Source organism: Pseudomonas sp. CFII68 (genome assembly GCF_000416195.1).
Lineage (GTDB): Bacteria > Pseudomonadota > Gammaproteobacteria > Pseudomonadales > Pseudomonadaceae > Aquipseudomonas > Aquipseudomonas kilonensis.
In genome coordinates this window covers 16,443-42,079 of sequence record NZ_ATLN01000109.1, presented here as the reverse complement: position 1 = coordinate 42,079, position 25,637 = coordinate 16,443, and the positions used below count along the sequence as shown (strand labels likewise).

Here is a 25,637-nt window from a genome sequence, read left to right as displayed (position 1 = left end):
GTGGGAGCGGGCTTGCTCGCGAAGGCGGCCTTGAATACACCACCGAAACAACATCCAGAAACAATTGAGCAGCCCAAAGGCTGCTCCATAAACTGTTCCCGTTACGTATACGTCACCCTCCCCTGTGGCGTTTCGCCACGGCAGGACGCCATCACGCTACTCACCTACACACTTTCAGCGGACAAAAAACCCGAACCAACTTGGTGCATCGATCAGTTCGACGCCCTTTCCTGGATCATAATCCAGGGCGAAACCACCACCGCCCAAAGCGGCGGATCGCGCTCCAGAAAATCCAGCGCCCGCGTTTCAGACAGCTTGGCAAGCTGGTCGGCAGCCAGCCAGGCGGCGACTTTGGTACCTTCGTCCTGGGCGACGGCCTCGGCGGCGGCGATCAAATCCAATGCCGGATCGACCCACAATAGGGCACCCTTGGCAAAGAACGGCTCCAGCTCTTTCCAGGTGATGGATGCGGTTTCACCAAGCAGTTTGGCATAGAGGGTGCTAGGTTCTTGATTCATGGGACCTGTCCGGAAAAGAAATCGGCGCGAATGATAACGTCGGTGGTCTGGCAGAAAAACCCGGTAGCAATTGCGGTACCGAATGAAAAGCGCAGGAAAGCCAAGGATTGCCGATATGACCGGACAAAACCCCGCCGCTATTCTGTCTTTTTCTTTCAATTAAGCGACACCCTCAGGTTTTGCCCCCAAGCGCCAGCTTCCCTTGCCAACAATCGGCGCTCTACACTGTACCGGTACAGTTGCCGGGGGCATTTTCCGCGAGGGTATCCAAGATATCTGACCCGGTTCTGCTGCTACGGCGCCAGGACTATAAAAACTACAACAGCATGAGTGGAGCACTATGACTAAGGCTACTAAGCAGATTTCCAAACTGTTTGCCGCTATGGTTCTGGCCGGGGTTGCCAGCCATTCGTTCGCCGCCGACACCATCAAGATCGGCATCGCCGGCCCTAAAACCGGCCCCGTAGCCCAATACGGCGACATGCAGTTCAGCGGCGCGAAAATGGCCATCGAACAGATCAACGCCAAGGGCGGCGTCGACGGCAAGCAACTTGTCGCCGTTGAATACGATGACGCCTGTGATCCAAAACAAGCGGTAGCGGTCGCGAACAAAGTCGTCAACGACGGCATCAAGTTCGTGGTTGGCCACCTGTGCTCCAGCTCCACCCAGCCCGCTTCGGATATCTACGAAGACGAAGGCGTGATCATGATCACCCCGGCCGCTACCAGCCCGGACATCACCGCTCGCGGCTACAAGATGATCTTCCGCACCATCGGCCTGGACAGCGCCCAAGGCCCTGCGGCCGGCAACTACATCGCCGACCACGTCAAGCCGAAAGTCGTTGCGGTCCTGCACGACAAGCAGCAGTACGGTGAAGGCATCGCCAGCGCCGTGAAGAAAACCCTCGAAGGCAAAGGCGTGAAAGTGGCCGTCTTCGAAGGCGTGAACGCCGGCGACAAAGACTTCTCCTCGATGATCGCCAAGCTCAAGCAAGCCAACGTCGACTTCGTCTACTACGGCGGCTACCACCCGGAGCTGGGCCTGATCCTGCGTCAATCCCAGGAAAAAGGCCTGAAGGCCAAGTTCATGGGGCCGGAAGGCGTGGGTAACGACTCCATCTCGCAGATCGCCAAGGAATCTTCCGAAGGCTTGCTGGTAACCCTGCCGAAATCTTTCGACCAGGACCCTGCCAACATCGCCCTGGCTGACGCCTTCAAGGCCAAGAAAGAAGACCCGAGCGGTCCGTTCGTGTTCCCGTCCTACTCCGCAGTGACCGTGATCGCCGACGCTATCAAGGCTGCCAAGAGCGAAGACGCAGGCAAAGTGGCTGAAGCCATCCACGCCGGCACCTTCAAGACCCCAACCGGTGACCTGAGCTTCGACGCGAAGGGCGACCTGAAGGACTTCAAGTTCGTGGTCTACGAGTGGCACTTCGGCAAACCTAAAACCGAAGCTTCGCCTCAGTAAGGCCTGGCCTGACTGACTGCCAATAAAGCCCACGGCGTGCCGTGGGCTTTGTTTTAAATGTATTGGGCCGCGCTGGCGTGATCCGCCAGTCTCCCCACCTGAAAATCTCAAAACCGTCATCAGCGGTTCGCTGGCAAACCTCGTGTTCGAAGTGGATGCAGATCCACGGGACCCGGGCGGGAAAATGACTCCACCAGTGAAATGCGTATCAGGTTTTTAGGAGCGCTGTAATGCCTGACATCTATCACTTCTTCCAGCAGCTGGTTAACGGCCTGACCGTTGGCAGCACGTATGCCCTGATCGCCATCGGCTATACGATGGTTTACGGCATCATTGGAATGATCAACTTCGCCCACGGCGAGGTGTACATGATCGGCTCCTACGTGGCGTTCATCGCCATCGCCGGGCTGGCCATGATGGGACTCGACAGTGTCCCGCTGTTGATGACCGCGGCTTTCATCGCGAGCATCGTCGTCACCAGTTCCTATGGCTACAGCATCGAACGGATCGCCTACCGCCCCCTGCGCGGCAGCAACCGTCTGATCCCGCTGATTTCCGCCATCGGCATGTCGATTTTCCTGCAGAACACGGTACTGCTTTCGCAAGACTCCAAGGACAAATCCATACCCAACCTGATTCCGGGCAACTTTGCCATCGGACCAGGCGGGGCACATGAAGTGCTGATTTCCTACATGCAAATCGTGGTGTTCGTGGTGACCCTGGTCGCCATGCTCGGCCTCACGCTGTTCATCTCCCGTTCCCGCCTGGGCCGCGCCTGCCGCGCCTGTGCCGAGGACATCAAGATGGCCAACCTGCTGGGCATCAACACCAACAACATCATCGCCCTGACCTTCGTCATCGGTGCGGCCCTGGCGGCCATCGCCGCGGTGCTGTTGAGCATGCAATACGGCGTGATCAACCCCAACGCCGGCTTCCTCGTAGGCCTGAAAGCCTTCACCGCCGCGGTACTGGGCGGCATCGGCAGCATCCCCGGGGCAATGCTCGGCGGGCTGGTGCTGGGCGTGGCGGAAGCCTTTGGCGCCGACATCTTCGGCGACCAGTACAAGGACGTCGTGGCATTCGGCTTGTTGGTTCTGGTTCTGTTGTTCCGGCCGACCGGCATCCTGGGCCGCCCGGAGGTTGAAAAAGTATGACTAGGCATCTCAAATCGGCGCTCTTCAGCGCCCTGCTGGTCTGGGCCGTGGCCTACCCGGTACTGGGTCTTAAACTGACCATCGTCGGCATCAACCTGGAAGTGCACGGCACCAGCCCGGCCATCCTGGCGAGCATCGCCGTGTGTTCGCTGCTGATGTTCGTGCGCGTACTGTTCAGCACGCAGATCAGCGCCATGTGGAAGTCCTCGCCCGGCCTGCCGGTGATCCCGGCCAAGGCCAGCAACTTCCTGACCCTGCCGTCGACCCAGCGCTGGATCGTGCTGGGCCTGATCGTCGTGGCCCTGGTGTGGCCGTTCTTCGGCTCTCGCGGCGCGGTGGACATCGCCACGCTGATCCTGATCTACGTGATGCTCGGCCTGGGCCTGAACATCGTCGTAGGCCTGGCCGGTCTGCTGGACCTGGGTTACGTCGGCTTCTACGCCGTCGGCGCCTACAGCTATGCGCTGCTGTCCCACTACTTCGGCCTGAGCTTCTGGATCTGCCTGCCGATCGCCGGGATGATGGCCGCCACCTTCGGTTTCCTGCTGGGGTTCCCGGTCCTGCGCTTGCGCGGTGACTACCTGGCCATCGTGACCCTGGGTTTTGGCGAGATCATCCGTCTGTTCCTGCGCAACCTGACCGACATCACCGGTGGCCCGAACGGCATCAGCAACATCGAGAAACCGACGTTCTTCGGCCTGACCTTCGAACGTAAAGCCGCCGAAGGCCTGCAGACCTTCCACGAGTACTTCGGCCTGGAATACAACTCGATCAACAAGGTGATCTTCCTCTACCTGGTTGCGCTGTTGCTGGCCCTGGCCGCGCTGTTCGTCATCAACCGCCTGCTGCGCATGCCGATCGGCCGCGCCTGGGAGGCATTGCGTGAAGACGAAATCGCCTGCCGTGCGCTGGGTCTCAACCCAACCGTGATCAAACTGTCGGCCTTCACCCTCGGCGCTGCGTTCGCCGGTTTTGCCGGTAGCTTCTTCGCCGCCCGCCAGGGCCTGGTGACGCCGGAGTCCTTCACCTTCATCGAGTCGGCGATCATCCTCGCCATCGTGGTGCTGGGCGGGATGGGCTCGCAGTTGGGCGTGATCCTGGCGGCCATCGTGATGATCCTGCTGCCGGAAATGATGCGTGAATTCAGCGAATACCGCATGCTGATGTTCGGCGCCTTGATGGTGCTGATGATGATCTGGCGTCCTCAAGGTCTGCTGCCGATGCAACGCCCCGAACTTAAACTAAGAGCGGAGCTGCGCAAATGAGCCGCGAGATCCTCAAGGTTGAAAATCTAAGCATGCGCTTCGGCGGCTTGCTGGCGGTCAACGGCGTGGCCCTGACCGTGAAAGAAAAACAGGTCGTTGCGCTGATCGGGCCGAACGGCGCGGGCAAGACCACCGTGTTCAACTGCCTGACCGGCTTCTACCAGCCCACCGGCGGCACCATCGTGCTGGACGGCGAGCCGATCCAGGGCCTGCCCGGCCATCAGATCGCCCGCAAGGGTGTGGTGCGCACCTTCCAGAACGTGCGGCTGTTCAAGGACATGACGGCGGTCGAAAACCTGCTGATCGCCCAGCACCGTCACCTGAACACCAACTTCTTTGCCGGCCTGTTCAAGACCCCGGCGTTCCGCAAAAGCGAACGCGAGGCCATGGAGTACGCCGAGTACTGGCTGGAGAAGGTCAATCTCAAGGAGTTCGCCAACCGTACCGCCGGGACCCTGGCCTACGGTCAGCAACGGCGCCTGGAAATCGCCCGCTGCATGATGACCCGTCCGCGGATCCTCATGCTCGACGAGCCCGCCGCCGGCCTGAACCCCAAGGAAACCGAAGACCTGAAAGCCCTGATCGGCGTGCTGCGCGAGGAGCACAACGTCACTGTGCTGCTGATCGAGCACGACATGAAGCTGGTCATGAGCATTTCCGACCACATCGTCGTGATCAACCAGGGCACCCCCCTGGCCAACGGCTCGCCAGAGCAGATCCGCGACAATCCTGAAGTGATCAAAGCCTACCTGGGGGAAGCGTAAATGCTGCAATTCGAAAACGTTTCCACCTTCTACGGCAAGATCCAGGCCTTGCACAGCGTCAACGTCGAGGTCCGCCAGGGCGAAATCGTCACGCTGATCGGTGCCAACGGCGCCGGCAAATCCACCCTGCTGATGACGCTCTGCGGTTCGCCCCAGGCCCACAGCGGCAGCATCCGCTACATGGGTGAGGAGTTGGTGGGCCAGGACTCGTCGCACATCATGCGCAAGAGCATCGCGGTGGTGCCGGAAGGCCGTCGGGTATTTGCCCGACTGACCGTAGAAGAAAACCTCGCCATGGGCGGTTTTTTCACCGACAAGGGCGACTTTCAGGAACAAATGGACAAGGTCCTGCACCTTTTCCCACGCCTGAAAGAACGCTTTACCCAGCGCGGCGGCACCATGTCCGGCGGCGAACAGCAAATGCTCGCCATCGGCCGTGCGCTGATGAGCAAGCCCAAGCTGCTGCTGCTCGACGAGCCTTCCCTGGGCCTGGCACCGATCATCATCCAGCAGATCTTCGACATCATCGAACAACTGCGCAAGGACGGCGTGACGGTGTTCCTGGTGGAGCAGAACGCCAACCAGGCGCTGAAAATCGCCGACCGGGCGTACGTGCTGGAGAACGGTCGCGTGGTGATGCAAGGCACCGGTGAAGCCCTGCTGACCGACCCGAAAGTACGCGAGGCGTACCTGGGCGGTTGAGTCTGCAGCAATAAAAAACGGCCTTCGGGCCGTTTTTTTTTGCCCGTATTTCAAACAAGCATAACGGTGGCAGGAGAACACAATTGTGGCGAGGGGATTTATCCCCGCTGGGCTGCGGAGCAGCCCTTTGATTGCAGCTTTCGATGAACCTGACACACTGCAGAGCTGGTTTTGGGGACTGCTTCGCAGCCCAACGGGGCGGTGCGACGTTTCGCTAAATCCCCTCGCCACATATAACTCCCCTTCACATTGGATTTTTCGGGGCGAACAAAAAATCGACAGATCGCTGTAACGCTTTCCCATCTCCCCTCTCTAGTTCAGTAGACCGGCGCTAACGCCGGTTCATTTCCCTGAATGACTGGAGAATCATCATGACTGCTTCGACCCGCACCCTGTCCGCCACCGCCCTGATCCTGGCCCTGGGTTCCGCCCTGAGCATGACAGCCGTCTCGACCGTCCACGCAGCCGACGACACCATGGAAAAATGCTTCGGCGTTGCCCTCAAAGGCAAGAACGACTGCGCCGCCGGTGCCGGCACCACCTGCGCCGGTACGGCAAAAATGGACTATCAGGGCAACGCCTGGAAATCGGTACCCAAAGGCACTTGCACCACCATGGAAAGCAAAACCTCCCCGACTGGTTTCGGCCAGCTCGAAGCGTTCAAAGCCAAGTCCTGATCGCATCTGCCTGAGGCCCGCCAGCATGTTGAATCCCCCCTCCCTCGCCACTGATAGCCGGCTGCCGCCAAGGGCAGGGTTGGGGCTCAAGAGCGAGCATTTTCGTGAGGTGCTCCAGACCCGACCGGACCTGGGCTTTTTCGAGGTGCACGCGGAAAACTACATGGTGGCTGGCGGGCCGCTTCATCACTTCCTGGGGCGGATACGCGAACAGTACCCGCTGTCGCTGCACGGCGTCGGCCTGTCGATCGGTGGGGAGGGGCCGCTGGATGTTGCGCATTTACAGCGCCTGGCCGCATTGGTCGAACGCTATCAGCCCCAATCCTTTTCCGAACACCTGGCCTGGTCCAGCCACGGCCCGGTGTTCCTCAATGACCTGCTCCCCCTGGCCTACGACGAAGCGACCCTCGACCGGGTCTGCGAACACGTCGACCAAGTGCAGTCGAGCCTCAAACGTACGCTGTTGCTGGAAAACCCGGCCACCTACCTGGCGTTCGAGGCCTCGACCCTAGACGAGCCACACTTCATCAGCGAAGTGATCCGGCGCACCGGCTGCGGCCTGCTGCTGGATGTGAACAACGTCTACGTTTCGTGCGTCAACCACTGCCGCGATCCATTGGCCTACCTCGACGCCCTGCCCCTGCAAGCGACCGGTGAAATTCACCTGGCCGGCTTTGCCGAGGACACCGACAGCCTCGGCGCACGCCTGCTGATAGACAACCACGGCGCGCCCATCGACAACGACGTCTGGCAACTGTATCTCCAGGTACTGGAGCGGACCGGGCCGGTAGCCACGCTGATCGAGCGCGACAACCACATCCCTCCCTGGGGGGTACTGCTGGCCGAGGCGCGCCAGGCCGATCAACTTTTAGCCACCGCCGGAGCCCGGCCATGAGCGGCCAGCACGCATTCGCCGCCGCCCTGCTCGACCCGCGCAAGGCATGTCCACCCGGCGTGGTCAGCACCAATGGCGCCGACCCGCAGAGCCGCTTCGCGGTGTACCGCAACAACGTGCTCAGCTCGTTGATCAACGCCCTGGCCGACAATTACCCGGTGGTGGCGCAACTGGTGGGCGAGGAATTTTTCCGAGGCATGGCTGGGGTCTACGTTCAGTCGGCGCCACCGCAAAGCCCGGTGATGAGCGACTACGGGGATGATTTTGCCGGGTTCATCGAACGCTTCGAACCCGCCGCCTGCGTGCCGTACCTGGCGGACGTCGCCCGACTGGAGCGACTGCACGTGAAAGCCTGGCATGCCGCCGACGCCGAGCCCATGGCCGCAGAACAGATCGTCGAGGCGCTATCGTCCCCCACACAGACAAGGCACCTGAAGGTCGGTCTGCACCCGTCACTACGGCTGCTGCAATCGCCCTTCGCCGTGGTGACGATCTGGGCCGCCCATCAGCACCAGATGCCCGTGCCATTCGAAGCGTTCTCTGCGCAAAACGCCTTGGTGCTGCGCCACGGTCTCGACGTGGAAGTGTTTGCGATCAGTCACGCTGCCCATGGGTTCATCACGGCCCTGCAACAGAGAGTGTCCCTGACCGCGGCCATTGAAGCCTCGATCGACCTCGACCTTGAACACACCCTGGCCGGGCTCATCCGCCACCAGGCCATCACTCACCTCCTGGCTGAAGAGATATCCCCATGAACGCCCTGATTGCCGGTTCCATCCAATGGCTGGAGAAAATCCCCTACAGCCTGATCGCCTTCATCGCGCGCTTCTCGATTGCCGCGGTGTTCTGGAAGTCCGGCCAGACCAAAATCGAAGGCCTGGCCATCGACTTGTTCGACGGCACTTTCCAGATCGGCCTGCCGCGGCTGGCGGACTCGACCATTCCCCTGTTCAAAAGCGAATACGCCCTGCCGCTGCTGTCGCCGGAACTGGCCGCGTACCTGGCGGCCTCTGCCGAGCATGTGTTCCCGGTCCTGATCCTGTTTGGCCTGGCTACCCGCTTTTCAGCGCTGGCCTTGCTGGGCATGACCGTGACCATCCAGCTGTTCGTCTACCCGGACGCCTACCCGACCCATGGCACCTGGGCGGCGGTATTGCTCTACCTGATGGCCCGTGGGCCGGGGGTACTGTCCATCGACCACCTGATTGCCAAGCGCTACGCCCGCTGACTGACCCTGGGACACCTGTGGGAGCGGGCTTGCTCGCGAAGGCGGCGGCACATCCAGCATTTATGCAAGCTGACCCACCGCCTTCGCGAGCAAGCCCGCTCCCACAAGGGGGTGTCCAATGGTGTCAAATGGCTGGGCTATCGCTGCAGCCGATCCAACGCCTCGCCGCTGCGCTTGAACCAGTCGATCAAGTAGTCGGCGAGCACCTGAGTGCGCTTGGGCAGGCCGCCCTGGTACGGGTGCACCAGGTACATCGGCATGCGCCGGGTCTGGTAGTCGCGCAGCAGCCAGTGCAGGCGTCCATCGGCCAACTCTTCATGCAGCAAATACGACGGCAGCCGGGCGATTCCGGCGCCGGCCAGGGCGGCTTTTTTCAGCAGGCTGTAGTGATTGCTGGCGAATGGTCCCGACACCCGGACCCGCAGCAGCTCGTGTTGCTGGTGGTAAAGCCATTCTTCCCGACCGCTGTAGTGGCTGTTCAGCAAGCAGCGATGTTCGGCCAGGGCCTGGGGCGTCTCGGGTTCGCCATAGTGTTCGAGGTAGGCCGGACTGGCGCAGGTCATTTCGTGCCACGCCAGCAATGGCCGGGCCACCAGCCGCTCATCGATAGCGGCGTCGGAGCGGATCGCCAGGTCGAAACCATCGCGGGTCAGGTCACGGTAACCGTTGTTGAGCTCCAGTTCGATCTGTACGTGGGGATACGTACGAGCGAACTCCATCAGCAAGCCCTCGAAGAACGTTTCACCCAACGAAACCGGAACCGTCATACGCACCGGCCCAGAAATATCGTCCTTCAAACGCGCCAATGCCTGACGTGCCCGTTCCACCTGCACCAACAGCGCCTGGGCCTGGGGCAACAACGCCGCCCCTGCCGCCGTAAGGCTCAAGCGCCGCGTGGTGCGTTGCAGCAACAGCACCGAAAACCGGCTCTCCAACAGGCTGATGCGCTTGGACAACTGGCCCTTGCTGCACCCTAACTGCTGGGCCGCCTGGGTGAAGCTGCCGGCCTCCATCAACACGGCAAACGCCGCCAGGTCATCCATTTCGCTCATTGGATTGTTTCCAAATGAAAACCAAAGGTTGCCTATTAGCATGATTATCAATGGAAAGAACCTCTCTAGACTGAAAACTCATTCAACCCATTGAGGAACAGCTCATGAAAATCCTGTTGATCGGCGCCAACGGCACTATCGGTTCGGCCATTGATAACGAACTGTCGCCGCGCCACGAGATCATTCGGATCGGCCGCCACAGCGGTGACCTGCAGGTGGATATCAGCGACAGCGCTTCAATCCGCGCGCTGTTCGCAAAGACCGGCCGTTTTGATGCCCTGGTTTGCGCCGCCGGCAACGTCACCTTTGCGCCCCTGGCCGACATGACCGAAGACAGCTTTGCCCTGGGCTTGAAAGACAAGCTGATGGGCCAGGTCAACCTGCTGCTGATCGGTCGCGAATTCGCCAACGACGGTGCATCCTTCACCTTCACCACCGGCGTGCTCAGCCACGATCCGATCAAGAGTGGTGCTTCGGCGGCCCTGGTCAATGGCGCCCTGGACAGTTTCGTGCGCGCCGCGGCAATCGAGTTGCCACGGGGCTTGCGGGTCAACTCGGTGAGCCCGAACGTATTGCTGGAAGCCATGGACAAGTACGCCCCGTACTTTCGCGGCTACAAACCGGTCCCGGCCGTCGATGTTGCATTGGCCTACGCCAAGAGTGTCGAAGGCCTACAAACCGGTCAGACCTTTCACGTGGGCTAGCCGACGCTCTACCCGTAGGAGCTGCCGCAGGCTGCGATCTTTTGATCTTTCGCTTGCGGTGCAAGTGTCTGGGAAAAGATCGCAGCCTCGTTGCACTCGACAGCTCCTACACGGCTCCTACGGGTTGTGATGTGGGATCAGTCTGAGTAACGTGGCGGCACTTGTCTGGAGACCCAATGATGCGTGCCGCCCGCTCCCTGCTGTTTGTCGCCCTCCTGCCGCTCTTCACCGGCTGCCAATTGCTCGACGCCCCTCGTCAGAGCGCCTCCCACGCCGGCCAGACGCGCATGCAGGGCGAGCTCACGGCAGCCGATGGCAAGCTGGTGTTCCAGCCGTGCCAGGAACAGCGCCGCTACATCGTCAACGACAGCGGTGGCACCAGCGTGCTGCAACAGGCCGCCAGCCTGGCCGATGACCAAGGCAAACTATTTGCCGATGTGCGCGGTCGTATCGTCTCCAGCGCAGCAGCCGGCACCGACAGCCAGTTGGACCTGGAGCAGTTGTACCGCCTGGAACGCTCGGGCAGCGCTTGCGATGACGGCAATTTCAAACTGCTGGTCTTGCGTGCCGCCGGTCATGGTCCGGAGTGGAACCTCAAGGCCAGCGGCAAGGGCATGGTGCTTGAGCGTGAAGGCCAACCGACGCTGGCGGTGCCCTACCTTGAAGAACAACTGGGCGACGGCCGCTTCAACCTCAGCACCGAAGCCAACGGCCAGAAGGTCGAGCTCTGGCTGGCCGCCCAGCGCTGCGTCGACAGCACCACCGGCAGCGTGCAACACATGAGCGCCGAATTGCGGGTCAACGGTCAGGTCCAGCGTGGCTGCGCCTACTTTGGTGGTGCGCGCAACGACTGATTCACAGCTTTTGGCTTATAATCGCCGGTTCACGCCCTGGTGCAGTTGTGCATCCCGCGAACCGGATCCCACCATGTTACGAATCACCGAACTCAAGCTGCCGATCGACCACCCCGAAGAAGACCTGCGCCCTGCCATCCTGCAGCGCCTGGGCATCGCCAGCGATGACCTGCTCGACTTCACCTTGTTCAAGCGCAGCTACGACGCGCGCAAGAAATCCTCCGAACTGTGCTTCATCTACACCATCGACCTGACGGTGCGCGACGAAGCCAGCCTGCTGCGCAAGTTCGCCGATGACCGTAACGTCAACGAGGCGCCGGATGTCGGCTACAAAGTGGTGGGCCAGGCACCGGCTGACCTGAGCGAGCGGCCGATCGTGGTCGGCTTCGGCCCGTGCGGGATCTTCGCCGCCCTGCTGCTGGCACAGATGGGCTTCAAGCCAATCATCCTCGAGCGTGGCCCGGAAGTGCGCCAGCGCACCAAGGACACCTGGGGCCTGTGGCGCAAAAGCGTGCTCAACCCCGAATCCAACGTGCAGTTCGGTGAAGGCGGCGCAGGGACGTTTTCCGACGGCAAGCTCTATAGCCAGATCAAGGATCCGAAATTCCTTGGCCGCAAGGTTTTGCACGAATTCGTCAAGGCCGGGGCGCCGGAAGAAATCCTCTACGTCAGCAAGCCGCACATTGGCACGTTCCGTCTGACCGGCGTGGTGGAAACCATGCGTGAGCAGATTCGCGCCCTGGGTGGCGAAGTGCGCTTCCAGCAGCGGGTTACCGATGTGCTGATCGAGGACGGCCAACTGGTCGGCGTCGAACTGGCCAGCGGCGAACAGATTCATTCGAAACATGTGATCCTGGCCCTGGGCCACAGCGCCCGGGACACCTTCCGCATGCTCCACAGCCGCGGCGTGTACATGGAAGCCAAGCCGTTCTCGGTGGGTTTCCGTATCGAACACCCGCAATCGCTGATCGACAGCGCACGCCTGGGCAAGTACGCCGGCCATCCGAAACTCGGCGCCGCCGATTACAAACTGGTGCACCACGCCAAGAATGGCCGGTCGGTGTACAGCTTCTGCATGTGCCCGGGCGGCACCGTGGTGGCGGCGACGTCCGAGCCGAACCGCGTCGTGACCAACGGCATGAGCCAGTATTCGCGCAATGAGCGCAACGCCAACTCCGGCATTGTCGTCGGCATTACGCCGGAAGTGGATTATCCGGGTGGCCCGCTGGCCGGGATCGAGCTGCAAGAACGCCTGGAATCCCACGCCTTCGTGCTCGGCGGCAGCAACTACGAAGCCCCGGCGCAACTGGTGGGTGATTTCATCGCCGGCAAGCCGTCTACGGCACTGGGCAGCGTCGAACCTTCCTACAAGCCAGGGGTGTCCCTGGGCGACTTGGCCCTGGCCCTGCCGGACTTCGCCATCGAAGCGATCCGCGAAGCCCTGCCGGCGTTCGAGAAACAGATTCGCGGTTACTCGCTGCACGACGCCGTGCTGACCGGCATCGAAACCCGCACCTCATCGCCCCTGCGCATTACCCGCAACGAATCGCTGCAGAGCCTGAACGTCAAGGGCCTTTTCCCGGCCGGTGAAGGCGCCGGTTACGCGGGCGGGATCCTGTCGGCGGGCGTAGACGGAATCCGGATTGCCGAGGCGGTGGCGCGGGATATCCTCGGTCTCGAGGCCTGAGGGGCCAATGCTGTTCACTCAAGGCTGGATTTGTTGCTTAAGTGAACAGCATGACCCTGTGGGAGCGGGCTTGCTCGCGAATGCGGTGCATCATTCACTGATAAGTTGACTGACCCAGCGCCTTCGCGAGCAAGCCCGCTCCCACAAAAGACCTCAGGGTTTTCAGGATCAGATGTTCGCCCGCAACACACTCTCCGGCAGCACCTCGCCCCGCTCCACACTGGCCGCCACGATGTCCATCAGCTCACTCAACTCATACCCCTGGGCCTTGAGCCACGCCGGGTCGTAATAGGTCGTGGCGTAGCGCTCGCCACCGTCGCACAAAATCGCCACGATCGACCCCGACTCACCCGCATCCACCATCTGCCGGGCCGCCATGAGGGCGCCGATCAGGTTGGTGCCGCTGGACCCGCCGACCCGTCGTCCCAAGCGCTGGGCCAGGTAATGCATGGCCGCCAGCGACAAGGCGTCCGGGACCTTGACCATCGCATCGATGACTTTCGGCAAGAACGACGCTTCGACCCGGGGCCGGCCGATCCCCTCGATGCGTGAACCGCAATCCAGGCGCAGGCTGGCATCGCCGTTGCGGTAGTAGTCGAAGAACACTGAACGCTCGGCGTCGGCACACAGCACGCGGGTGCCGTGCTGGCGATAACGCACGTAGCGCCCCAGGGTGGCGGTGGTGCCGCCGGTGCCGGGGCTTGAAATCAACCAACTCGGCTCCGGGTGCCGCTCGAAGCGCATCTGCTGGAAGATCGATTCGGCAATGTTGTTATTGGCCCGCCAGTCCGTGGCGCGCTCAGCGTAGGTAAATTGGTCGATGAAGTGCCCATCATGCTCGCGGGCCAGGCGCTCGGATTCGGCGTAGATCTGCGTAGGATCGTCCACCAGGTGGCTCTGGCCGCCATAGAAAGCGATCTGTGCGATTTTTTCCCGGGAGGTGGTCGCCGGCATCACCGCAATGAACGGCAGGCCCAGCAACCTGGCGAAATAGGCCTCGGAAATCGCTGTCGAGCCGCTGGAGGCCTCGATCACCGGCGCACCGGGCTTGAGCCAGCCATTACACAACGCATAGAGAAACAGCGAACGCGCCAGCCGATGCTTGAGGCTGCCGGTGGGATGGCTGGATTCATCCTTGAAATACAGTTCGATGCCCGGCAGGCCAGGCAGCGGCAGCGGAATCAGGTGGGTATCGGCGCTGCGCTGGAAGTCAGCCTCGATGATGCGAATCGCTTCGCGCGCCCACTGGCGGTGGTCGTTCATGGTGTTTTCTCACTGGCTCGGTTCGACGCAGGGAAACCTGGTGGTCATACAGGCGCAACGTGGTCTCGGAAAAACCAGTCGCAAGCTTAGGAAAAAACCTACATCGCGCACAGGTACAGCTAAGGTCCAATATGGCCCATAACTGCCCGACTGCGTGGCGCTGGCGTTGTAACGACATATAACAAAAAAGAATATAACTTTTGTTTTAACAACTAACAGTACGGGTTAGGGTGTGCCATCTTTTTGATTCAATGAATGGAGAGCGATCGTGGCTCTACGCAATTCTCTGACACGTTTTTTCCAACTGGAGGCCGCCAGCGGCCTGCTGCTGATCGCCGCCGCCGTGTTGGCCCTGGCCATCAATAACTCGCCCCTTTCCTGGCTGTACAACGGCCTGCTGGACACGCCGGTGGTCGCCCAGGTCGGCGCATTGAAGATCGCCAAACCCTTGCTGCTGTGGATCAACGACGGCCTGATGGCGATGTTCTTCCTGCTCATCGGCCTCGAGGTCAAGCGTGAGGTCCTCGATGGGCAACTGTCGAAACCTTCGCAAATCGTCCTGCCGGGCGCAGCAGCGATCGGCGGCATGGTGGTACCGGCCCTGATCTACTGGTTCCTCAACCGCGACAATCCGGCCGCCCTCGCTGGCTGGGCGATTCCGACGGCCACCGACATCGCATTCGCCCTCGGCGTGCTGGCCTTGCTCGGCAAACGGGTGCCGGTGTCGCTCAAGCTGTTCCTGATGACCCTGGCGATCATCGACGACCTGGGCGCCATTATCATCATCGCGATTTTTTACTCCGGCGCCCTGTCGACCTTGTCGCTCATGCTGGCAGCCGCCTGCATCACTGCGCTGGTGGCGATGAACCGGATGGGTGTGGTCAAGCTCGGGCCCTATATGGTCATTGGCCTGATCCTCTGGGTCTGCGTACTCAAGAGCGGTGTCCATGCCACGCTGGCCGGGGTGACTCTGGCGTTCTGCATCCCGCTGCGCACGAAAAACGCCGAGACTTCGCCACTGCTAACCCTGGAGCATGCCCTGCATCCCTGGGTGGCCTACGGCATTCTGCCGCTGTTCGCCTTCGCCAATGCCGGCCTGTCCCTGAGTGGCATCACTGTCGAGAGTTTCACCCATGACGTGCCGATGGGCATCGCCATTGGCCTGCTGCTGGGCAAGACCATCGGCGTCTTCGGCCTGACCTGGCTGGCCGTGAAGATCGGCATCGCCAGCTTGCCCGCCGGCGCCAATTGGGGCCAGGTATTGGGTGTGGCGATTCTGTGCGGTATCGGGTTCACCATGAGCCTGTTCGTTGGGTCCCTCGCGTTCGAGCCGGGTGTGAGTGATTACGCCGGCATGGACCGGATGGGGATTCTCACGGGTTCGATCCTGGCGGCGTTGCTCGGTTATGCGGTGACGGCGGCGGCCAGTCGCAAGCAGCCTGCATTGCCAAGCTGATTCCTGGCTGCCAGGAGGGGTGTGCATATCCGTTGCTGCGGTAACGGCTGCTTAAGGTTCCGCCCTTACGGCGGCTCACTTTTGAAAAGCGCAAAAGTAAGCAAAACGCTTCTGCCCCACCACTCGGTGCCTCGCTTAGGCTCGGCATGCCCTCACTCCGGCATTGCTCCGTGGGCCGCCGCGAAGGGCCATCCATGGCCCAGCGCGGCTATCCCGGCATCCATGCCGGGATACCCACTCCACAATGCCTGCGTTCGGCCATCGTGGTTAACGGGGCGCCGAGATCAACGTCCACCACGAGGCGGCCTAGTAGCCGACCTGGTTTTGGGTGAACGTGTTTCTCCTGTGGGAGCGAGCTTGCTCGCGATGAGGCCAGCAAGCCCAGCATCCATGTGACTGAACCACCGCCATCGCGAGCAGGCTCGCTCCCACATTCAATCCTCAGCGGACACAAAACTCATATCCAACACAGCCCCCCTGTGGGAGCGGGCTTGCTCGCGATGAGGCCAGCAAGCCCAGCATCCATGTGACTGAACCACCGCCATCGCGAGCAGGCTCGCTCCCACGGGAGAAACGCGGTCCCACCCAGAACCAGGTCGGCTATCAGGCCGCCTCGGTTCTGCTTTTGATCTGGGGCGCCCCGTTAACCACGCTGGCTGAACGAAGGTATTGCGCAGTGGGCAACCCGGCATGGATGCCGGGTTAGCCGCGCTGGGCCATGGATGGCCCTTCGCGGCGGCCCACGGAGCAATGCCTTCGTTCAGGCATGCCGAGCCTAGGCGAGGCACCGAGTGGTGGGGCAGAAGCGTTTTGCTTACTTTTGCGCTTCTCAAAAGTGAGCCGCCGTAAGGGCGGAACCCTAAGTAGCCGTTACCAAAGAAACGGATATACACGCCGTCTCCCGAAACGAAGCCATAAAAAAACGACGCCTTCCCGTTCAGGAACAAGCGCCGTTTTTTCTCTTACCTAACCAAGCTTAGTGCGATACGCGACTCGTACCATCCACAGTGGAAATACGAACCCGCTCACCCACACGGAATACCTCGTTCTCCTGAACCTGCTGCACATAGGCACGCATGCTACCGTCATCTTCACGCACGGTGATTTCCACACCCTGGGTACGGGTCAAACCTTCTTCAGTAGCAGAACCAATCAGGCCACCAGCTACCGCGCCAATCACAGCGGCGACAATACTGCCACGGCCACCGCCGATGGCGCTGCCGCCAACACCACCGACCACCGCACCAGCCGCACCGCCGATGGGGGTCTTGGTGCCTTCGATCTTGACCGGACGCAAGGACTCGATGGTCCCCATGCGAATCGTCTGCACGCGACGCGCTTCGTCACGGGAGTAGGAGTCACCGGTCAGGCTCGACTGACAGCCAGTGAGCAACATCGCCATCGTGGAAAAGGAAGCAACCAGCAAAACAGACTTACGCATAGCATCAAACTCCAAAAGACAGGGATTCATTAAACTCCGCAGCTTGACGCCTGTCACGGCCTCGCCGGGATAAAATTGTTTTCATTCAGGTGGGATACAGGCGCACCCGAAAAATTCACCAAACAGTAGCGCCAATTTCCGAAACCTGCGTCATCAACCCGGGGATTTTTCATGGATTATTTCATCATCGTCGCGGTCACCGTGGCCGGTTTGTACTTCCACTGGTGGCTGTACGTACGAATCAAACGCTGGATGGACCGCGATCTGGCGCTGTCCCTGGCGGGGCAGGATGAGCAGAAAAAGACCTACATGCTGCAACAATTGGCCCGTGCCCAGGAACAAGGAGTCAAGCGTCGGGACTTGCCGCAATGGCTTAAAACCGCTGCGGCAGGTTACCCCGACACTAAGGCGCCAGACGCTCGCGCGTCCAGTTCGCCCCTTGCAGGCGGTAGTTGAGGCGATCGTGCAGGCGGCTCGGACGACCCTGCCAGAACTCGATGCGCTCGGGCAGCAAACGATAACCACCCCAATGCTCCGGGCAGTGCGGTTGGCTGTCGCTGAAGCGTTGTTCGGTGGCCTTGAGCAAGTCGTCCAGCTCAGAGCGCCCCGAAATCACTCGGCTCTGGGGTGAAGCCCAGGCGCCGAGACGGCTGCCCAGCGGGCGAACCTGGTAATAGGCGTCCGACTCCTGCGCCGTGACCTTCACCACTTTGCCCTCGATCCGCACCTGGCGCTCCAGGGCTGGCCAGAAAAACGTCATGGCCGCAAATGGGTTCGCGGCCAGTTGCTGGCCCTTGGCGCTGTCGTAGTTGGTGAAGAACGTGAAGCCCAGGGCATCCAGCCCCTTGAGCAGCAGGATCCGGCAGTGCGGGCGCCCTTCTGCATCCACCGTCGCCAGGGTCATGGCGTTAGCCTCCACCGGCGCCTGCTCGGTTTTCACCGCGTCGGCGAACCAGTGGTGGAACAGTGCAAACGGCTCGGCCGGGGCTTGCGCCTCGGTCAAGCCATCGCGGGTGTAGTCGCGGCGCATATCAGCCAGCGGTTGGGTCATGGCGCATTCCTTGTGGTTAGCCCATCACTGCTTGGGGGTATCGGCGGCCGCGACTTTCTTGGTATTGGTGGCGGCTTTGGCCGGTTGGGTTTTCTTCGCCGCAGTAGTGGCCTTGGCTGGGGCTTTCTTGGCAGGCGCCTTGGCCACGGCTTTTTTGGCCGGTGCTTTTTTGCTGGTCGGGGTCACGGCTTTTTTAGCCGCAGGCGCTGGGGCCGGCGCCGCGGGTTTCACGTCCTGGGCCGCCACCAGCGTCACTGGCGCAGGTGCCGGCATGTTGTATTTGCTCAGCAGCGCAACCATGGTGTTGGCCGGCGTGACCAGCAGTTCCACACGACGGTTCAAGGCACGACCTTCCACACTGTCGTTGGCCGCACGTGGCGCCACTGCGCCCATGCCGCGCAGCATCAGGCGATCACGTTGCAGGCCGCTGAGACGGAAAATCGCTGCCACGGACTGGGCACGCTCCTGGCTGAGTTTCAGGTTCGCGGGTGCGGCGCCCGAGGTGTCGGCGTGGCCGAGGATCAGCACGGCGGTCTTCGGGTCGGCTTCAAGGATCTTCGCCACACGGGTGAACGGGCCGAGGGTCACGGGCAGCAGCATGGCCGGGCGGTCCGGGTTGAAGGAGCCGTCGACCGGCGCGGTGACCACCAGCACATTGTCGCGGCGCTCGAGTTGGAGCTTGCTGTCCTTGATGGCGGTGCGCAGCTTCGGCTCGTAGTCGTCGAGCCAGGCCTGGGTGACTTTCGGATCGGGCATCGGCACCGCCTTGGCGGTTTCCTGATCCTTGCCGCCAAACGGCCACCACCACTTGCCGTTGCTTTCGGCTTCGGCCTTGGCAACGGCCGGTGCCTTGGCTTCGGGCTTGTCTTGAGGCTTGACGGTTTCTTTCTTCGCGACGTCGGCAGCGTCATCGGAAGAGAACGGCCACCACCCGCTCGTGGTGCTCTCGGCCTTGGCTTGCGGGGCGACGGCGGCCGGTTTCAGAGGCGCCGCTGGCGCCGTTTCCTTGGCCACGACCTTGTCGGAAGAGCCGAACGACCACCAGCTACCGCCGCCCTCGGCATCATTTTGTGGGGTTTGTGCGCAACCGGTAATAGCGAAGCACAGCGCCAGAGCGAGGGTTTTATTCGATGACATTGGATATCCACAAAATGATGTAAATGGAAAAACAAAGGCCATGTTTTGGCCGTATAAACAGACGTTTGGAAACTGAAAAGGACACGAGGTTCCGGTGCCCGCCGCCTTCAATGGCGCTTTATAGACAAGTGGCAAGTACCCTCGCAAGGTTCTGCGCGCGCGGGTCCATCAATACGTAAGGCCCGAGCGTGTTGGTCACGAAGCCAAAAGCCACATCATGTTCCGGGTCGGCAAACCCCATGGAGCCCCCGGCCCCCGGATGACCGAACGCCCGTGGGCCGAGGCCGTAGGTCGCATTCGGCACATCCGGCTGGTCGAGCATGCAACCCAGGCCGAAACGGGTCTGGGTCAACAACGTCTTGTCCTCGCCGAAGCTGTGCTGGCGAGTCAGTTCGTCGAGCATTTCACCTTCCAGCAGGCTGCCGTCCAGCAGCCCCGCATAGAACCCGGCCAGGCTGCGGGCGTTACCGTGGCCGTTGGCCGCCGGTTGCTGCATGCGCCGCCATTCCGGCTTGTTGGTACTGGTCATGATCGACGGCGGATTGGTAAAGGCCCGGGTGGTCATGGCCGTCGGCTCGCGCATCGTCACCTGCAGCAGGCGTTGGGCCGCGGCATCGCCGACGTTGCCTTTGCCACGGGCGATGTGGGCCACGCGATGAAACTCCTCGTCGGCTAGGCCAACGTGAAAATCCAGGCCCAACGGCTTGGCAATACGGGCCACGATGGACTCCCCCGGACCACGCCCATCGACCCTGCGCAACAGCTCGCCGATCAGCCAGCCATAGGTGATCGCGGCATAACCGTGGCCCTCACCCGGCGTCCACCAGGGTGTTTCTGCCGCCAGGGCATCGACCATGGCTTGCCAGTCATAAAGCGCTTCGGGCGGCAGTAATTCACGTAGCGCCGGCAACCCGGCCTGATGGCAGAGCAACTGGCGCAGGGTAATGGATTGCTTGCCGGCGGCGGCAAACTCGGGCCAATAGCGGGCTACCGGGGCATCCAGCTGCAACTTGCCTTCGGCCACCAGTTGCAGGGCGGTGACGGCGGTGAAGGTCTTGGTGCAGGAAAACAGGTTGGCGATGGTGTCGCTGTGCCAGGCTTCATGGCCATCCTTGTCGGCGGTACCGGCCCACAGATCGATCACCGTGCGACCCCCCACCTGGATGCACAACGCCGCGCCGCGCTCCTGGGGATTATCGAACAGCGCCGCGAACGCTTCACGCACCGCCTCGAACTGAAGTTCATAATGGCCTTGAATCTGCACCCGTAACTCCCTTGAAACAAACACTTTTAAGGTGGCTGGCATTGTTTCAGCCATTCAGGTTTTTGGGAACCGTCGCAAGACGGCTGGCTAAGCATGCCCCCCGTGGCAAGAAGAACCTGTGGGAGCAAGGCTTGCCCGCGATGAAGGTACCTCGGTCTCAGAAAGACCTCACAGACCTCATCGCGGGCAAGCCTTGCTCCCACAAATACATTGCCTCACCGTGAAGTTGCAGCAGCCTCAGGAAATCTCCCGCCGAAACGGCGGCAGCGCGTTGAGGATCGCCTTGCCATAGCGCTGGGTTACCAGCCTGCGGTCGAGCAAGGTGATGGTGCCGCGGTCTTCTTCGGTGCGCAGCAACCTGCCACACGCCTGGACCAGCTTCAGCGAAGCGTCCGGTACGGAGATTTCCATGAACGGGTTGCCGCCTCGGGCTTCGATCCACTCGGCCAACGCGGCTTCCACCGGGTCATCGGGGACCGAGAACGGAATCTTGGCGATCACCACGTGCTCGCAATAGGCACCCGGCAAGTCCACGCCTTCGGCAAAACTCGCCAGGCCGAACAGCACGCTGGAATCGCCGCCATCGACCCGCGCCTTGTGTTTGTTCAGGGTTTCCTGCTTCGACAGGTTGCCCTGGATGAACACCTGCTTGCGCCAGTCACGGTCAAGGCCGTCGAACACGTCCTGCATCTGTTTGCGCGAGGAAAACAGCACCAGGGTGCCCCGTGAGCCTTCCACCAGTTCTGGCAGGTCGCGGATGATCGCGGCGGTGTGAGCGGCAGCGTCACGCGGGTCGGCCTTGAGGTCCGGCACCCGCAGCACGCCAGCATCGGCGTGATGGAAGGGGCTCGGGACCACGGCGGTCACGGCTTTCTTCGGCAGGCCGGCGCGCATGCGGAAACGGTCGAACGTGCCCAGGGCGGTCAGCGTGGCGGAGGTTACCAGCGCGCCGTAGGCCACGTTCCACAGGTTGCGACGCAGCATTTCCGCCGCCAGGATCGGGCTGGCATTGACCTCGATATCGAACAGCGAACCGCTTTCGGCCAGGGTCAGCCACCGCGCCATTGGCGGGTTGTCTTCCGGGTCCTCGGCGGTGAAGGCCGTCCACAGTTCCCAATTGCCTTGTGAGCGGGACAACAGGCTACCGAACAGCGGGTACCACTCTTCGGCCTGGTTGCTGGCGATACCGATGTTGACCTCACCATCCATGCCTTCCTTGAGCAGGTCGGTCAGGCGCGTGAACAGATCGGTCAGGCGTGCGAAACCTTTCTTGAGCTCTACGCCCATTTCGCGCATGTGCTCGGGGATCACCCCGCCGACAAACCGGTGGCGTGGCCGCTCGCGGCCCTCGACGTCTTCGCCGGGCTTGAAGTCGGCCACTTGCTCGCAAGCGGTGAACATGAACTGCTGGTTCGTCTTGATTTCCCGCGCCAGCTCCGGCACTTGCTCGATGAACTTGCCCAGGTCACCCGGCAATGGATGCTGGGCCAACAGTTTGGTGAGGTTCTTGGCGGTGGTTTCCAGCCAGTCGGCGGTGGAGCGCAGCCGGGTGTAATGGGCGAAATGCCCGATGGCCTTGTCCGGCAGGTGGTGGCCTTCGTCGAACACGTAGATCGTGTCGCGCGGGTCCGGCAGCACCGCACCGCCGCCCAGGGCCAGGTCAGCCAGGACCATGTCGTGGTTGGTGACGATGACGTCGACCTTGCCCATGCCTTCGCGGGCCTTGTAGAAGGCGCACTGGCCGAAGTTCGGGCAATGGCGGTTGGTGCACTGGCTATGGTCGGTCGTCAGGCGGGACCAGTCGGCGTCTTCCAGGGCCGTGGACCAGCTGTCGCGGTCGCCGTCCCATTTATTGCCGGCCAGCTTCTCGATCATGCTGGTGAACAGCTTCTGGCTGGCCTCATCGACTTCGATCTTGAAGCCTTCTTCTTCGAAAAGCTGAGCCGTGGCGGTCTGCGCGTGGCCTTCCTGGAGCAACATGTCGAGCTTGGACAAGCACATGTAGCGCCCACGGCCCTTGGCCAGCGCGAACGTGAAGTTCAGGCCGCTGTTGCGCATCAGGTCGGGCAGGTCCTTGTAGACGATCTGCTCCTGCAGGGCGACGGTCGCCGTGGCGATCACCAGGCGTTTGCCAGCGGCCTTGGCCGTGGGAATCGCCGCCAGGCTGTAGGCCACGGTCTTGCCGGTACCGGTGCCGGCCTCCACCGCCACGATGGCGGGCTCGCCACTGCGCCGGCCTTCGTCGTCGGTGTCGATGTCACCCAGGACTTTTGCCACTTCGGCAATCATCAGGCGCTGGCCATATCGCGGCTTGAGGCTCTTGGCTTCGAGAAAACGCGAATAGGCGCCCTGGATCGTGGTTTTGAGTTCGGTGCTGATCATGAATGGTCGGGCGCAAAAAACGCTGGATAAATTTTCAGTGGTTCGGATCGGCGGCTATCATACCCCGCTAATGAATCCTGCGCAGAACGGAGTAACCCAATGACACCCTTTGCCCTCGTCTACACCCTGCATTTACTGGCGGCCCTGGTCTGGGTCGGCGGCATGTTCTTCGCCTGGATGATCCTGCGCCCCGCCGCAATGACGGCGCTTGAGGGCCCTGCCCGGCTCAAGTTGTGGGTAGAAGTGTTTCAGCGTTTTTTTGTCTGGGTCTGGGTCGCGGTGGTGCTTTTACCGATCAGCGGTGTAGGCCTGATCCATATGCGCTTCGCCGGTTTCGAAACCGCGCCGCGGTATGTGCAAGTGATGATGGGGTTGTATGTGGTGATGACGGCGCTGTTTATCCGCATCCAGGGCCTGCAACTGCCGACATTGCGTAACGCCGTGACGGCGCAGGACTGGCCGGCGGGTGCGGCGGTGCTGGGGAAGATTCGCAGGCTGGTGGGGATCAACCTGTTGATCGGGTTGCTGGTGGTAGCGATTGGCGCGGCGCGGCCGATGTTCTGAAAAAATCGGCGGCATCACACAGAACCTGTGGGAGCGGGCTTGCTCGCGAAAGCGGTGGGTCAGCTTGCGGTGATGTGTTGTGGTTCGGGCAGGCGTAGGGCTTCGACGGCGGTGGGCCAGTCGAGCAGGTATGTGCCGCCTGGCGTTTCCAGCTTCAGTTGATGTCGTTCCATGTCGGCATCGGCCACCGGCGTCCAGGGGCGTCGGCTGTCGGTGCCCAGGCTCTGGGTCAGGTTTGCCAGGTCTTCAGGATGACAGTGAAGGGTGGCGCTGACCGGGTCGTCCTGGCGCGACGCCAGTTGGCGGACGAGTGCATCGATGCGTGCCTGCTCCGGGACCTCGTTCAACAGCGTCCCCAGGGCCTCGTTGACCACGTGTGCAGCACTCGTCTCGATGCGCTCCCACATGGCTTGACGCTGGGTTTCCCACGCGGCGAGCAAGGTTTCGGCCTTTTCCCAGAATTGCGCTTGGGCCTCGAGCACGGTCGCGTCCGCCTCTGCGCTGGCGCGTTCAAGCAATTGTGCAGCTTGCACCTGGGCCTGTTCGAGGATGACCTGTGCGCGGGCACAATCAACCAGGGTTTCGCGCGCGATGTAGGGCTGCGACAGGCCTTGGCCATCGGGGCGCAGTTCAAGCGAACGCCGAGCGAGCATCGTGTCTCTCCGTTTGGATAGGGGCCGAGGGTGCCAGGCTTTGCTCAGCCTTCCAGCAGGCGGACTGCCAAAGCGTGTTCAGCTTGGCGGCTGGCGGTTGAGGGGCGGGTGCTGATTCGATGGCGATGATTCTGTCGCGTGGGAACGCCAGGCGTGCCCGTTCCCAAGCCCGTTCGCCCAACCAGGCGCGCAGCAGCGCGAGTGGGTCCTGGTCTTGTTCGAGCCAGTGCCCTGGGCGCAGGGCTTTGGCGGTGCGCTCGCACCAGGCCCGGTCCTGCGCCGAGAGTGCCTGTGTTGCCGTTAACGGCGCGCAAGTACTCGCCACCAATTCGCAGGCAAGGGCCAAGGTCCGGGGCGTGCCGCAGAACAGCGATTGCAGCGTCGGGCTGGGTTGGGGGGGCGTGCACGGCGTCATCCCGAAGCTGCGGGCAAGCGCGGCATGCTGCCCCCGGGCGAGGGTGTCGATCTGTGGCGCGGTCAGCAGGCAAAGCGCCGACGAATACCAGCCCCGGTCTGCTTCGCGCCACGCGAGGCTCCACCAGCGAACCCATGCAATCTCCGCCGTCATGCGGCGGTCCCGTTACTGTCGGGTTTGGTCCCTGGGTTTTTCACGGCGAACAGCCCGGGTGTCGCGCTGCTTTGGGGGGCGGTCGGCGCCCCGGCTGGCTTGGCGAGCGAGTGGTCGAGAAAACGTGGCAGCACCAACACGCCCTGACGCCATAGTCGGTAGAGGCCATACAAGACGCCCATCAGGATGGCGAGCAAGGTGATGCTTGCCGTCACGGTCACCGCTCGCCAATAGCCGATGTCATCGGCCTGCATGAGGAACGGCCCGAAATACGCCATCTTGCGCCGTTCCTGATACGGCGCGGCGGGAACGAAGACCACCGATAACTTGGTCGGGTTCTGGGTGGCATCGGCCATGCCGGGAATCCCACTGGCGACCAGATTGCGCACGCGCGGGGTAATGCTGTCGGGGTCCAGGGCATTGGTGTGCTTGATAAACACCGAGGCTGATGCGGGCTGGACCGGCTCACCCGGGGCCACCCGTTCCGGCAGGACCACATGGACCCGGGCGAGCAACACGCCATCTATTTGTGACAGCGTCGATTCGAGCTCCTGGGACAGCGCATAGATGTAGCGGGCACGCTCTTCCATCGGCGTGGAAATGACCCCTTCCTTGCGGAAGATCTCCCCCAGGCTGGAACGTGAGCGACGCGGCAGGCCAGCGGCTTCGAGTACCTGGACGGCGCTGTTCATGTCGGCAGGCTCGACCAGCACGGTCAGCCCCTCTTTGTCGACTTGCTTGCTCGCCTCCACGTTCTTGTTCGCCAGCTCGGCGATCACTTCGTTGGCATCCTGCTCGGAAAGATGGCTGTGCAACGCCGTCCGTTCGTCGCAACCGGTGAGCAGCAGGCACAGCAACAGTGTTGAGAACGCGCGCATGGACATGACCGG

General features: G+C 61.9%; 26 protein-coding genes. 15 read left to right on the top strand and 11 right to left on the bottom strand.

Going from position 1 to position 25,637, the window contains the following annotated elements:
- Positions 1–212: 212 nt before the first annotated feature.
- Entirely contained in the window at positions 213–518 is a 306-nt protein-coding gene (locus CFII68_RS07700) for a DUF2288 domain-containing protein (protein WP_014336893.1), read from the bottom strand.
- A 340-nt stretch (positions 519–858) separates the two neighbouring features.
- On the opposite strand from CFII68_RS07700, the gene CFII68_RS07705 reads away from it, so the two are divergent.
- The 9 genes from CFII68_RS07705 to CFII68_RS07745 all read left to right on the top strand — a co-directional run bounded on the left by CFII68_RS07705 (position 859) and on the right by CFII68_RS07745 (position 8,671).
- Positions 859–1,986, top strand: a complete 1,128-nt coding sequence (locus CFII68_RS07705; RefSeq protein ID WP_014336892.1) for a branched-chain amino acid ABC transporter substrate-binding protein — start codon at positions 859–861, stop codon at positions 1,984–1,986.
- A 230-nt stretch (positions 1,987–2,216) separates the two neighbouring features.
- Entirely contained in the window at positions 2,217–3,140 is a 924-nt protein-coding gene (livH, locus tag CFII68_RS07710) for a high-affinity branched-chain amino acid ABC transporter permease LivH (protein ID WP_014336891.1), read from the top strand.
- On the top strand, positions 3,137–4,405 hold the full coding sequence (locus tag CFII68_RS07715; protein ID WP_018610816.1) for a high-affinity branched-chain amino acid ABC transporter permease LivM: 1,269 nt from the start codon (positions 3,137–3,139) through the stop codon (positions 4,403–4,405). The genes livH and CFII68_RS07715 overlap by 4 nt, the downstream gene beginning before the upstream one ends.
- Positions 4,402–5,169 (top strand): high-affinity branched-chain amino acid ABC transporter ATP-binding protein LivG, encoded by a 768-nt coding sequence (livG, locus tag CFII68_RS07720; RefSeq protein ID WP_014336890.1) that lies wholly within the window; start codon positions 4,402–4,404, stop codon positions 5,167–5,169. The genes CFII68_RS07715 and livG overlap by 4 nt, the downstream gene beginning before the upstream one ends.
- On the top strand, positions 5,170–5,871 hold the full coding sequence (locus CFII68_RS07725) for an ABC transporter ATP-binding protein (protein WP_014336889.1): 702 nt from the start codon (positions 5,170–5,172) through the stop codon (positions 5,869–5,871). It abuts the gene before it with no gap.
- A 371-nt stretch (positions 5,872–6,242) separates the two neighbouring features.
- Positions 6,243–6,548, top strand: coding sequence for a DUF2282 domain-containing protein (locus CFII68_RS07730; RefSeq protein ID WP_014336888.1), 306 nt, complete (start codon positions 6,243–6,245; stop codon positions 6,546–6,548).
- Positions 6,549–6,573: 25 nt separating this feature from the next.
- Complete coding sequence (locus tag CFII68_RS07735) at positions 6,574–7,443, top strand: DUF692 domain-containing protein (protein ID WP_033062784.1); 870 nt, start codon at positions 6,574–6,576, stop codon at positions 7,441–7,443.
- The gene (locus CFII68_RS07740; RefSeq protein WP_018610814.1) at positions 7,440–8,198 is read left to right on the top strand and encodes a DUF2063 domain-containing protein; all 759 of its coding nucleotides are present in this window, start codon (positions 7,440–7,442) and stop codon (positions 8,196–8,198) included. The genes CFII68_RS07735 and CFII68_RS07740 overlap by 4 nt, the downstream gene beginning before the upstream one ends.
- On the top strand, positions 8,195–8,671 hold the full coding sequence (locus tag CFII68_RS07745; protein WP_018610813.1) for a DoxX family protein: 477 nt from the start codon (positions 8,195–8,197) through the stop codon (positions 8,669–8,671). Before CFII68_RS07740 ends, CFII68_RS07745 begins: the two co-directional genes overlap by 4 nt.
- Positions 8,672–8,808: 137 nt before the next feature.
- On the opposite strand, the gene CFII68_RS07750 is transcribed toward CFII68_RS07745, so the two are convergent.
- Positions 8,809–9,723 carry a LysR family transcriptional regulator gene (locus tag CFII68_RS07750; protein WP_018610812.1) on the bottom strand — a complete coding sequence of 305 codons (915 nt, stop codon included), beginning with the start codon at positions 9,721–9,723 and terminating at the stop codon, positions 8,809–8,811.
- A 104-nt stretch (positions 9,724–9,827) separates the two neighbouring features.
- On the opposite strand from CFII68_RS07750, the gene CFII68_RS07755 reads away from it, so the two are divergent.
- From CFII68_RS07755 to CFII68_RS07765, 3 genes are all read left to right on the top strand, one after another.
- Complete coding sequence (locus CFII68_RS07755) at positions 9,828–10,427, top strand: short chain dehydrogenase (protein WP_018610811.1); 600 nt, start codon at positions 9,828–9,830, stop codon at positions 10,425–10,427.
- Positions 10,428–10,606: 179 nt separating this feature from the next.
- Positions 10,607–11,281: a COG3650 family protein gene (locus CFII68_RS07760; protein WP_018610810.1), complete on the top strand. Its 675-nt coding sequence runs from the start codon at positions 10,607–10,609 to the stop codon at positions 11,279–11,281.
- A 73-nt stretch (positions 11,282–11,354) separates the two neighbouring features.
- Positions 11,355–12,968: an NAD(P)/FAD-dependent oxidoreductase gene (locus CFII68_RS07765; protein ID WP_018610809.1), complete on the top strand. Its 1,614-nt coding sequence runs from the start codon at positions 11,355–11,357 to the stop codon at positions 12,966–12,968.
- 168 nt (positions 12,969–13,136) lie between these two features.
- On the opposite strand, the gene CFII68_RS07770 is transcribed toward CFII68_RS07765, so the two are convergent.
- The gene (locus CFII68_RS07770) at positions 13,137–14,231 is read right to left on the bottom strand and encodes a PLP-dependent cysteine synthase family protein (RefSeq protein WP_018610808.1); all 1,095 of its coding nucleotides are present in this window, start codon (positions 14,229–14,231) and stop codon (positions 13,137–13,139) included.
- A gap of 268 nt (positions 14,232–14,499) precedes the next feature.
- Between CFII68_RS07770 and nhaA the strand changes: the two genes are divergently transcribed.
- Positions 14,500–15,687, top strand: a complete 1,188-nt coding sequence (gene nhaA, locus CFII68_RS07775) for a Na+/H+ antiporter NhaA (protein ID WP_018610807.1) — start codon at positions 14,500–14,502, stop codon at positions 15,685–15,687.
- A 976-nt stretch (positions 15,688–16,663) separates the two neighbouring features.
- On the opposite strand, the gene CFII68_RS07780 is transcribed toward nhaA, so the two are convergent.
- Positions 16,664–17,128, bottom strand: coding sequence for a glycine zipper 2TM domain-containing protein (locus tag CFII68_RS07780; protein ID WP_003184697.1), 465 nt, complete (start codon positions 17,126–17,128; stop codon positions 16,664–16,666).
- Positions 17,129–17,299: 171 nt separating this feature from the next.
- Between CFII68_RS07780 and CFII68_RS27015 the strand changes: the two genes are divergently transcribed.
- Positions 17,300–17,584, top strand: coding sequence for a hypothetical protein (locus tag CFII68_RS27015; protein WP_018610806.1), 285 nt, complete (start codon positions 17,300–17,302; stop codon positions 17,582–17,584).
- On the opposite strand, the gene pdxH is transcribed toward CFII68_RS27015, so the two are convergent.
- The 4 genes from pdxH to dinG all read right to left on the bottom strand — a co-directional run bounded on the left by pdxH (position 17,532) and on the right by dinG (position 22,962).
- Positions 17,532–18,179: a pyridoxamine 5'-phosphate oxidase gene (pdxH, locus tag CFII68_RS07785; protein ID WP_018610805.1), complete on the bottom strand. Its 648-nt coding sequence runs from the start codon at positions 18,177–18,179 to the stop codon at positions 17,532–17,534. The genes CFII68_RS27015 and pdxH overlap by 53 nt on opposite strands.
- Positions 18,180–18,203: 24 nt before the next feature.
- The gene (locus CFII68_RS07790; RefSeq protein WP_018610804.1) at positions 18,204–19,316 is read right to left on the bottom strand and encodes an OmpA family protein; all 1,113 of its coding nucleotides are present in this window, start codon (positions 19,314–19,316) and stop codon (positions 18,204–18,206) included.
- A gap of 118 nt (positions 19,317–19,434) precedes the next feature.
- Positions 19,435–20,580, bottom strand: coding sequence for an EstA family serine hydrolase (locus tag CFII68_RS07795; protein ID WP_018610803.1), 1,146 nt, complete (start codon positions 20,578–20,580; stop codon positions 19,435–19,437).
- A 237-nt stretch (positions 20,581–20,817) separates the two neighbouring features.
- Positions 20,818–22,962: an ATP-dependent DNA helicase DinG gene (gene dinG / locus CFII68_RS07800; RefSeq protein ID WP_018610802.1), complete on the bottom strand. Its 2,145-nt coding sequence runs from the start codon at positions 22,960–22,962 to the stop codon at positions 20,818–20,820.
- A 99-nt stretch (positions 22,963–23,061) separates the two neighbouring features.
- Here dinG and CFII68_RS07805 point away from each other — a divergent pair, with 99 nt between their 5' ends.
- Positions 23,062–23,526, top strand: coding sequence for a CopD family protein (locus CFII68_RS07805; RefSeq protein ID WP_018610801.1), 465 nt, complete (start codon positions 23,062–23,064; stop codon positions 23,524–23,526).
- A gap of 59 nt (positions 23,527–23,585) precedes the next feature.
- Here CFII68_RS07805 and sctL read toward each other — a convergent pair whose 3' ends face one another.
- Genes sctL through sctJ form a run of 3 tightly spaced genes read right to left on the bottom strand, consistent with a single transcriptional unit; the run spans position 23,586 to position 25,631 of the window.
- A complete protein-coding gene (sctL, locus tag CFII68_RS07810) occupies positions 23,586–24,179 on the bottom strand; it encodes a type III secretion system stator protein SctL (RefSeq protein WP_018610800.1) in 594 nt (197 codons plus the stop codon).
- The gene (locus CFII68_RS07815; RefSeq protein WP_018610799.1) at positions 24,157–24,747 is read right to left on the bottom strand and encodes a hypothetical protein; all 591 of its coding nucleotides are present in this window, start codon (positions 24,745–24,747) and stop codon (positions 24,157–24,159) included. Before CFII68_RS07815 ends, sctL begins: the two co-directional genes overlap by 23 nt.
- Positions 24,744–25,631, bottom strand: coding sequence for a type III secretion system inner membrane ring lipoprotein SctJ (gene sctJ / locus CFII68_RS07820; protein WP_018610798.1), 888 nt, complete (start codon positions 25,629–25,631; stop codon positions 24,744–24,746). Before sctJ ends, CFII68_RS07815 begins: the two co-directional genes overlap by 4 nt.
- Between the last annotated feature and the right edge of the window lie 6 nt (positions 25,632–25,637).